1 protein-coding gene is annotated in these 302 nt (G+C 68.5%); it reads left to right on the top strand.

Going from position 1 to position 302, the window contains the following annotated elements; translation table 11 throughout:
- Positions 1-39 precede the first annotated feature (39 nt).
- Positions 40-302, top strand: a 263-nt coding sequence (locus E3U55_RS17200) for a hypothetical protein (protein WP_134341687.1), incomplete at its 3' end; no start/stop codon positions are given.

Below are 302 nucleotides of genomic sequence, written 5' to 3'. Positions count from 1 at the left end.
GAACGACGACACCGCCGCTGCGGAGCACGGAGGAACGCGATGAGCGACGAGAAGCCCACCCGTCGGGACATCCTGCGCCCGCTGCACCTGCTGCTGATCGCGCTGGGTTGCGGCGTCTTCGCCATGGTCGTGACGCTGGTCTCGACCGGAGCCTTCACCGCCAGGGTGAACACGGCGATCGCGAACGGCAGCTATGACGGGTTGACCCCGGTGGCGCTCGGCCTCGTGGTCGGCGGTGGCGCGTTCATCGTCACGCTCCTGATCCTCGCGATGCTGATCCTGGCGGTCGACCCCGCCGATGT

The sequence above is a fragment of the Filobacillus milosensis genome (assembly GCF_004402015.1).
Lineage (GTDB): Bacteria > Bacillota > Bacilli > Bacillales > Alkalibacillaceae > Filobacillus > Filobacillus milosensis.
The sequence above is the reverse complement of the archived record's forward strand: the minus strand, read 5'-3'. Positions and strand labels throughout refer to the sequence as shown.